The 8970-nt window shown below is 42.3% G+C and carries 6 protein-coding genes; 2 read left to right on the forward strand and 4 right to left on the reverse strand.

Annotated features, from left to right (window positions below; translation table 11 throughout):
• Nucleotides 1-746 precede the first annotated feature (746 nt).
• Nucleotides 747-1340: a transglycosylase-associated protein gene (locus HMPREF9370_RS02095; RefSeq protein WP_009115628.1), complete on the forward strand. Its 594-nt coding sequence runs from the start codon at nucleotides 747-749 to the stop codon at nucleotides 1338-1340.
• Nucleotides 1341-1391: 51 nt separating this feature from the next.
• Nucleotides 1392-5438 (forward strand): calcium-binding protein, encoded by a 4047-nt coding sequence (locus HMPREF9370_RS02100; RefSeq protein WP_009115629.1) that lies wholly within the window; start codon nucleotides 1392-1394, stop codon nucleotides 5436-5438.
• Nucleotides 5439-5535: 97 nt separating this feature from the next.
• Here the strand turns inward: HMPREF9370_RS02100 and HMPREF9370_RS02105 are convergent, their stop codons facing one another.
• From HMPREF9370_RS02105 to HMPREF9370_RS02120, 4 genes are read right to left on the reverse strand one after another with little or no spacing between them, the layout of a single operon-like run.
• A complete protein-coding gene (locus tag HMPREF9370_RS02105; protein ID WP_009115630.1) occupies nucleotides 5536-7314 on the reverse strand; it encodes a DUF2326 domain-containing protein in 1779 nt (592 codons plus the stop codon).
• 17 nt (nucleotides 7315-7331) lie between these two features.
• Nucleotides 7332-7589: an ABC-three component system middle component 6 gene (locus HMPREF9370_RS02110; RefSeq protein ID WP_009115631.1), complete on the reverse strand. Its 258-nt coding sequence runs from the start codon at nucleotides 7587-7589 to the stop codon at nucleotides 7332-7334.
• Between the two features lies 1 nt (nucleotide 7590).
• Nucleotides 7591-8493, reverse strand: coding sequence for a hypothetical protein (locus HMPREF9370_RS02115; RefSeq protein ID WP_009115632.1), 903 nt, complete (start codon nucleotides 8491-8493; stop codon nucleotides 7591-7593).
• Complete coding sequence (locus tag HMPREF9370_RS02120; protein WP_156792959.1) at nucleotides 8494-8850, reverse strand: hypothetical protein; 357 nt, start codon at nucleotides 8848-8850, stop codon at nucleotides 8494-8496.
• Nucleotides 8851-8970: the final 120 nt, after the last annotated feature.

Raw genomic sequence — 8970 nt, forward strand, 5'->3', positions numbered from 1 at the left:
AACATGTTAGGCATAAAACACATTATTTTCAATAGATTATGTGTATACGGTATAATCACAACCAGTAAAAACTTCGTACAGGAGAACAGGTCATGTGTACCTGGATGCAAAAAGGCGCGGCTTTTTCTTGTATTAGAAAATTTTTATTTAATAATAATCATCATCCTGCAGGAGGGGGCAAGTCGGGCTTGGGCTTGACGGCTGCGTAGGCTGCCGTAGGTGCCAGAGTGGTCGGCATAATCAAGCCCGGCTTGGGGCCGTGGGGCCGTAATTATGCCAGATGGCTTTTGTTTTTTGCTGAAATGATTGTTTCATGATTTTTGAGCATTATCAAGAACGATGCGGCTTCGCGTGCCTTTCGGTATTCTTGACAACCTTCAACAATCCCCAAATGGATCTTCAAGCAAAAACGGAAGTGTAAACAATGCTAGAGTTTTCTACATCAACCTCATACTGGCCTCTATTCTGTTATGAAAAGTTGCACTTCAAATCAGAATCAGCTCCTGTCTAAAAACTACGACAGGTAAAATTTTGGTTTTAAGCTAATGAAACCGATGGTTTATAAATAAATTCGCTTAATCATTTATAATTTATTAAAAATATTTAATTTAATTAAATTGAATGTAATATTTGTAATTGCTTTGTAAAGATGTTATTGTGCTACCTGTCTGTTATGTTTGCGCGGGCATCAACACCCTGTTTAATTATTACACCTGAATATATTGCATACAGGAATAGGAATATCCATGTTGGCACTGGCTGTATTGTTTGGTTTATTAGTTTGGCTTGGCCTGACGGTTTTGGCTGCTTATTTATGCGGAAAGCTTACTTCGAAGCTGGGTCTAGGAAGATGGATAGGCCGGTTTGTCGGGTTTATGTTGCTGATGGGCGGCTGGATGGTTAGTTGGGCTACGGAATATTGGACGCTTCGGCAGACTGCGCAGGCGTGGTGTAAAAATGCTGGTCTTACCGTTTATGTTACACCTGAAGAATATTGGGAAAAAATCAGTGAACAAGAACGGCAGGAGTTGAAAATTGTTCAGGAACGAGTCAAAGATGGACGAGTATTAGTATTTGAAAACAGAAAATATAAAATATCATATAGATACAATAATAGAATAGTCAGTTACACATATGACGAATTTAAGCCATACACAGTAGCGAATTACGAAATTTTTTATGATGAAAAAGACAGAGTGGTTTTATTGAAAAATATGAAAGTCAGCGTAGGCGTGCCTGCAATAGCTAATGATTTAGAAGGATTGAAATTTTGGCTTGAAACGGTTCAAGGCTGTGATTCATTTAATGAATGGAAGTTTCAACAAAAATATTTAAGATAACTACTAACGTGCTACAAGTAATTTCTAATATATTCTTGAAAGGGGTTTTTGATGAGTATTAATAATATATCAAACTACGTTTTATTGGCTGAAACAGCTTATGTCGATTTTTCTAAGGTAGATTTTTCAAAAGAGAAACAAATAGAGATCGCTATTGCAAATAAAGATAAAAAAGACAAAATGCAAACTGAAGGTTCGCTTATCAATTTTGCGGGTTTAATAAAAAATAATTACACACCGGTTGCTCACTGGAAAGATAGCAATTCATTATTTGACGGAGAGAGCGGCTTCTCCGGTACTTTGTTTCAAGCCAAAGACACAGGTGGTTTTGTTTTGGCGTTGAAAGGCACGCTAGGCCTTAAAGATTTGGTAGTTACCGACGGAACTGATATTGTTCTTGACGGTTTGGCTCACCATCAAATTGTCGATATGTATAATTTTTGGCAGCAAATAAATACGCCTGAAGGACAAAGTTATCAGGCCGCAGCCATAAAAACGGTAGCTATTGATCCATTGGGTGCAATATCTTTATTAGATGGAACAACAGCTGAAGGATATTTCAGTAATAATAAAATAGTCCAACAGATTTATTTTACCGACTCTACCGAAGTATACCAAGATGGGCGCCAGTTTGGTTTAGGTATTGATGTGGATACGGTTACCGTAACGGGACACAGTTTGGGAGGGCATCTGTCTGCTGCTTTTTCCAGATTATTTCCTGAAGCAACCGAACATGCCTATATGATTAATGGAGCGGGCTTTGGCGGGTCTGGGAATATTGTCAGCTCTCCTGAGCTTACACGCCCGACTTTTAATATTCAATCCGTATTTCATAAATTGGGCGGAGCTGATCAATTTGATGCCAATAAAATTACCAATGTTATTGGGGATAAGAATATCGATTTTGTTGCCCAAGATTGGTTTATTGCATTAAATCAGCCCGGGCAAGCGCATGAACTGTTTATTGAACAGCCAAAAGTATCTTCCGATACTTTTGGGCATGGTTCGGGGCAAATGAGCGATTCAATGGCGGTAGCAGATTTGTTTATCAGGCTGGATGCCGGTTTGCAGCAAAAACCATTGAAGGAATTATTATTCTTTATTGATACTGTATTTGAAGCTTCTGCCGTAGATAATGCAAATACATTGGAACACATAGTAGAAAAACTATATCACTTGCTTAATCCGGAAGGATCTTTGGAAATTAAAGCTGAAGATAGAGATGCACTTTACGGCGGCATCTTAAAAGTACAGGAGTTGATTAATAATTTAGGTGTACAGGGTAGTTATACTTTTGAGAGTATACCGCAAGATATCGGTAAGCTTGCATCGATTGAAGGCCCTGATGCTGTGGCATATCGTTATGCTTTATTAAATTTGAACCCGTTTGTAGTGAAGGGCTTAGACTACTCTGCACACAACAGCAACGGTTCTTTAGATCTGCAAAGCCCGAACAACCCTAACGGTATGAGCGAGGTATTTATTGAAAAACGCAGCGAGTTAATGCAGGTTTACCTGAAAGTGGCAAGCGATAAACTACCCAATGCGCTTTATACAAGTGATGTGGAGTATACCGATAAAGGGGAAATGTTCGTATTATCCGCTTATGAGTACCGAAACAACCATCCTGTCCGTTCAACAAATCCGGCTGTCGTAGCTTTTGCACTAAACGGAGAGAAAGATTTAGCAGGAGGTATGAAAGAGGACTATCTCTTTACAGGGACGGGGAATCAAACGCTTGACGGAAAAGATGGCAATGATTACATGGAAGGGGGGATGGGTTTCGACACTTACATGATCCAAGGTTCCGATACTGTCTATGATAGCGATAACAATGGCAAAATTGTTTTTGCCTCAAGCAATGTTCAGGCAGCCTCATTTATGAATAGGCCGGAAGATAGCCCTAATTATTGGTACAGCGTAGATGAGGCAGGCAAGCGTGACGGTAAGATGTTTGCAGTGAAAGCAGGTGCGGATTTGAATGTTTTCCACGGGCAGGACAAGGTTACTGTAAAAGGCTTTTTCGATCATGCCAAGAAAAACGGCAATGCTTTGGAAGCATTGGGCATGTCGTTGGCAGTTGAGGACGGTGCGCAGGAAGTTAAAGGAGAGTCTGTAATATATGGTGCAGGAGAGGCGGATAAATACAATGTATTTTATGCGGGTTCCGGGCATACGGTGAATATTACAGGCGGTCATAAGGACGATATTGTATTTGCTACCGCAACCAAAGGGCTCATTTTGAACGCGGCAGGTGGCAATGACCGTATTTTCGGCAGCTATGCAGCAGATATGATTGATGGCGGTGACGGTAATGATTGGATTAACGGTAGTGCTTATGTGCCGCCAACCAAACTTAATGCAGAAATGGAAGCCGATAAGGACTTGATTATCGGAGGTTCGGGTAACGATATTATTTGGGGTGCCGGTGGTGATGATATTATTTACGCTGGCGCCCGAGGCGAGCATTTGTTTGAGAGCAGTAGCAACCTGCGTGGTGATTGGATTGCTGGGGGTGCCGGTAATGATAGGGTTTACGGCAGTCGCGAACGTGATTTTTTGCAAGGCGGTTCGGGTAGCGATACTGTGCAAGGCGGCGCAGGCGATGATGTAATTTTAGGTGATGGCGAAATCCGCTTGGATTCCCGTATGCTGTCGATTTTTAGTGAACCTGTTTATGCGCCGGTATATACACCGACACCCCCGATTCATCCCTTGGTACCGTGGAACGGCGGCACCGTTTCACCTTCATACTCTTATGGCAATGCATTGACAGTAGAACATACACTCAACAGTGGCAATTGGCAAAAATTACCTTTAAATAGCGCCAGTAAAACCCACCCGGATTCCAATCAATGGGACTTCTCCATCAATACTGCTCAGAGAGACTACCATATCAATAATAAATTGGCATTGGCAAGTGATGCCCACCGCGTAGGTCAAAGGAATGCTGATGATGAAAAAGAAGGCGCATTTAATGATTTTCTATATGGTGGATCAGGCGATGATTTGATTGTGGGCCAAGACGGAGATGATTTACTGCACGGCGGCGACGGTAACGATATTCTTTGGGGAGATGATAACCGCAATCCCGATATTTCGGGCAATGACATACTTGTCGGTGGAGCGGGTAATAATACACTTATTGGTGGCAAAGGGTTTGATACCTATATTTTCGACAGCCGCGACTTACAGGCCCGGGAAGCAAATAACCGCATTATCGACAGTGATGGATTGGGTCGTATTATCATCGACGGGCAATATATTGAAACTGTTAATTGGCAAGCAGAAGCCGCAGGGCGCTGGTCGGCAAAAGAACAGGGTTGGATATTGCATGAGGAAAACGGCAGCCTGCATTTAAGCGGAAATGGTTTTCAGACAGGCATCACGTTAGAAAACTATCATTCAGGCATGTTTGGTTTAAACCTACCTGCTTGGGCAGAGCAACCCACAGTAGAAAACCCGGAACCGCAGCCTGTTCCCGATGATTCACGGCAGCAAGAAGAACCTGTTCCGGATACAAATCGGACAGAGCCACCCAAAGGTCGTTATGAAACACCGGAGCGTACTTGGAGCGGAAATGAGGATGGAGATACTTTAACCGGTACCGATGCGCGGGAAGATCTGAACGGTTATGGAGGGGATGATATTATCGACGGCATGGGCGGCAACGATGTCATTAACGGAGGCGAAGGAAACGACATTATGAAAGGCGGCGCAGGAGCTGATACTTATGTTTTCTCCGGGAATTGGGGTCGAGATACCATTATTAGTGAGAATGCTGAAGATCATATCTATTTCAAGGACGTGCGTTTTTCAGAAGTACGCCTTGAACGTGAAGGACAGGATTTGATGGTATTCAAGCTGAATAGTGAAGACCAAATTCGAATTCAGGATCAGTTTGAGCCGGAAACTTGGGAAGTACAGGCCATTGTAAACTGGGAGTTTGCTGACGGTCAGATTTTCAAATCTAGTGAAATTAACAACTATATTGCAGGCTTTGAAAATGATAAACCGGCTGCTATGAACTATGCTGTTGACTCTACTGCAAGTAGCACGCTGGATAGTTACCGTGAAGCAGCAATGGCGGGCGTATAGATATCTGATTGGAGTTTGAAAACTAAATTCTGAAATGAAATAGGATTAAGGGGCTAATCTACTTCAGCCCCTTTTTTATTATTTTCTAATGCAGTTTCTAGAACCTGAATCCGAATAGCATTTCCTCAGGTTTGTCTTTCAGATTGACAATTATGTTGCTGTTCAAATCGAAGCGGTAGTTTATTCCTCTACTCCGGTCACCATCTCCAATCTGTATCTCGTCTTCATTGAAAGTGGTGATATATTGAAAGTTGCCTTGTTCGCTTTGCTCGTGAATATAATTCAACAGGTTGACTTTCTTTCTGATTTCGATACCGTGAAATACACCATCATGTATCAGAAAATCGGGCAACGGGATATTCCCGCGCACGGCATTCAGAAATACAGTCAGATCATAAATGACTGTTTTCAGCTTGGTCTGTCCCAATGCTTCGATATGGGGAAAACCGATTTCTATTTTTACCGGTACTTTTCTGTTTTTCAACTGCCCTGGAGCCGAAATGTCCAAATAAACGCCCTTTGCTTCATAACGAATGTCTTCAAATGCGGCGGCAACGATTTCGTTAAACAGACTCCGGATGGTCTCAACGGATTCCGAATACTCAGACAAGGCAACCTGTATCTGCATATGATGTATACTTTCATCGTGGTGCATCCTGCCGAGTTCTGCATGGATTTTTTCAATATTGTCCAGCTTTTGGCGGATTTCGGCAATTTTTGCACTTTCCAATGCATATCTGCCCCATGCTTCAGTCAATGACATATCCATATTATCATCAATCGTTTTCATTAACCCCGCACGCTGTGCATCCTTCTCTTGAATTTCTGCCAAAAGTTTTTTATGCTCCGAGGACAATTCGGTCATACGGCTGCCGTAAAATTTCAGCCGTTCTTGGGTAATGGATGCTCGAAAATCCAGTACTTCTTCCAAACTTTTCCTGATAATCCGGCCCAAATCCAGAGCCACCGATTCGTATTGTTTCCGGACATCATCCACATCAATCTCGTTTTGGGACGATTCCGTGAATTTCTTTAATTTTTCAAGCTGATTGCCGGTTTGGCGCTCTTTCTTTCTCAAGTTGGCCAACTGTTCGTCCAACTCGGCAATTCTTTCGGAGACTCTTTTGAAAGAATCGCTGAGTTTGAATTCGCTTAATGACTGTCGAATGAGTTCCAACTCTTTTCTTTTGACCGCCATTTCCGAACGCAATTGGGAGACAGACTTACCGGATGTATCCGTCAGGTATTTTTGCAGAACATTGGCTTCCCGAGTCAGCTCCTCCGTTATTGTCCATGTTTCCAGCAGACTGTTCAGATGTGTTGAAGGTAGTCCGAGTAAATAGAGGTTCAACAATATCAACAGACTCTTTTTAGCCCCTCCATGCTGGAGATAGATAACGGGATCATCGCGTTTCACACTTGTCAAATCATCTTTGACAAAGAAATTCATTAAGTTTCGGTAACTTCCTTCCGGATATTTTCTCTCGGCGGTCTGTGGAAAGAATTTTCCGGAAAAAAGTTTTTTGGCTTCCTCGATCTCATAAGGATATTCGGCCTGACCATTTTCCTGGATGTACACTTTCTTCGTCTCTCCGAAACTGCGGCGGATTTGCAGGAATTCATCCCCGTTATCAAGAAGCAGGCAAACCTGATGCTCCTGCTCTCTCAGAAACGCATATTTTTTGCTGTTGAAAATTTTTGCAGCATCCGAAGACAACAGTAAGTAATCGATCAGACGTACAATACTGGATTTGCCGATACCGTTTGTTCCGTGGGATTGTCCATATTTGGCAGAACCGATGATAAGGTTCAAACCCGGCTTGAAGTTTACATCTTGCAACAACAAGCCGGTTGGTGACCAAAGTTTTTTCAGCATAATAGGGTTTTCCGTGTCTAGTCGAAGATGTCGGTTTGGACCGGCTGTCGACAAATCGAGATATGATACTGTTCGTGTTCCACCGCACCTACCGCATACAGAAACTCCAAAGACGAATAAAAATTGACGATTGTCCGGCGGCGATCCTGTTTGAGAAATAACGCAAGCAGATCATCAATCATAACCGGGGATTTTTTTGACAGAATTTTCAATAATCCTGCGCCCATTGCCACAACAGACAGGCTCAAATCACTTTCAGGATGCAATAGCGCCATTCTAATTACCTCTCGGCTTTGTACCGATATGGCATTGTGAAAAAACATACCATACCAATGCGGCTATATAAGCCGAAAGCATATCGTCCTTCAGTTTGCCGTTATAACGCTCTTCGTAATTCGAGATCAACTGTTTCATTTTCTGAAACTCGCTGAGTGGTAGCGATGCCAATTTGCCATAGTCATTGAAAATCCGGTTTTTAACGGTATTGATGTCGCGGTCTGCATAGGCATTCAATGCTTCTTCTATTTCAGCCTGAAACGCATAAGTGGCCTTTATTGAATCCTCAAATTCTTTATATTCGGATTCTGTACTGTTGGACCGGATTTTGCGCAAAATTTCAGGAGCTTGTTCCTGATAGTCTATTTGGTCTTTTTCGTAATCCTGACTGCACAAATCATCAAGCAACTTTTCTACAAAGTCCCTGCCGAGATATTCATCACCAATGTTTAATTCGCGACACAGTTTGCACTTCTGAGAATATATCCTGGGTCGCCCGTCTGCTCCCGTTTCAATCATGTATAAAATATGACCAAGCCCGCATATTTTATGCTGTTTTCCCCAGTTGACAACCAGCTGGATATGCTCGGGAGCTGGTTCAAGATTGGTATAGAAATGCCAATCCGGATACAGCTGCTGCCAGTTTGATTGGTAAGAGCTAAAATCATCGTGTAGCTTCTTGGTCATTTTTCCAGCTTGGCCGGCTTTCTCCGGCGCATAACAGGCAACACAAATCCCTGTCTGTATCAGACAGTCGGCACCTTGGTCTTTGACCCTGCGGACTTCCTGAATTTTGTCGCTTCCGTAATGGGTACGCAGGAGGGATATGATAAATTTCTGAAAATCGAAACCGGTAAGATTCGACACTTGGGTTCGGATGAGGTTTTTCAGCGGGCTATCCATTTACATAACCTCCCCGGATAACGGCATTTTTTCAAGATTAGACTCAAGTAACCGGTGTATGTCTTGTAGCAGTCGGAGTAGTCCGGATTCCAAAACGGGATATTGGCGTATCAGATTTTCAATATCTTTCAACTCCTGAATCGCAGAAGCTTCACCCGACTGTTCGTACGGATCAATTTGCAGGAAAATGCACAAATCGACAACCCTACGGCTAATGACCTTACACTTCCCCGATCTTACCCGTTGGATGAAATCCTTATTCAGCGGTGCTTTTATGTTGTTGGTGATATCATCTTGATACTTTCGGTTATAAGTATCAACACAGTCGCGCAAAGTCAGCCGTTGTGCTTTGAGCACGCGATCAACTTCCGAAGCAATTTGGAGATATGAACGGTAATTCTTCATTGTATTGAAAAAATAATAAATTTAATGAATTATATCATTTTTTTGATAAAAAGATATAAAATAATAAAGACT

The sequence above is a fragment of the Neisseria wadsworthii 9715 genome (assembly GCF_000227765.1).
GTDB lineage: Bacteria > Pseudomonadota > Gammaproteobacteria > Burkholderiales > Neisseriaceae > Neisseria > Neisseria wadsworthii.

Coding starts and splice junctions, on each gene's coding strand:
- HMPREF9370_RS02095 (WP_009115628.1), top strand. CDS start 747: ATGTTGGCACTGGCTGTATTGTTTGGTTTATTAGTTTGGCTTGGCCTG.
- HMPREF9370_RS02100 (WP_009115629.1), top strand. CDS start 1,392: ATGAGTATTAATAATATATCAAACTACGTTTTATTGGCTGAAACAGCT.
- HMPREF9370_RS02105 (WP_009115630.1), bottom strand. CDS start 7,314: ATGCTGAAAAAACTTTGGTCACCAACCGGCTTGTTGTTGCAAGATGTA.
- HMPREF9370_RS02110 (WP_009115631.1), bottom strand. CDS start 7,589: ATGGCGCTATTGCATCCTGAAAGTGATTTGAGCCTGTCTGTTGTGGCA.
- HMPREF9370_RS02115 (WP_009115632.1), bottom strand. CDS start 8,493: ATGGATAGCCCGCTGAAAAACCTCATCCGAACCCAAGTGTCGAATCTT.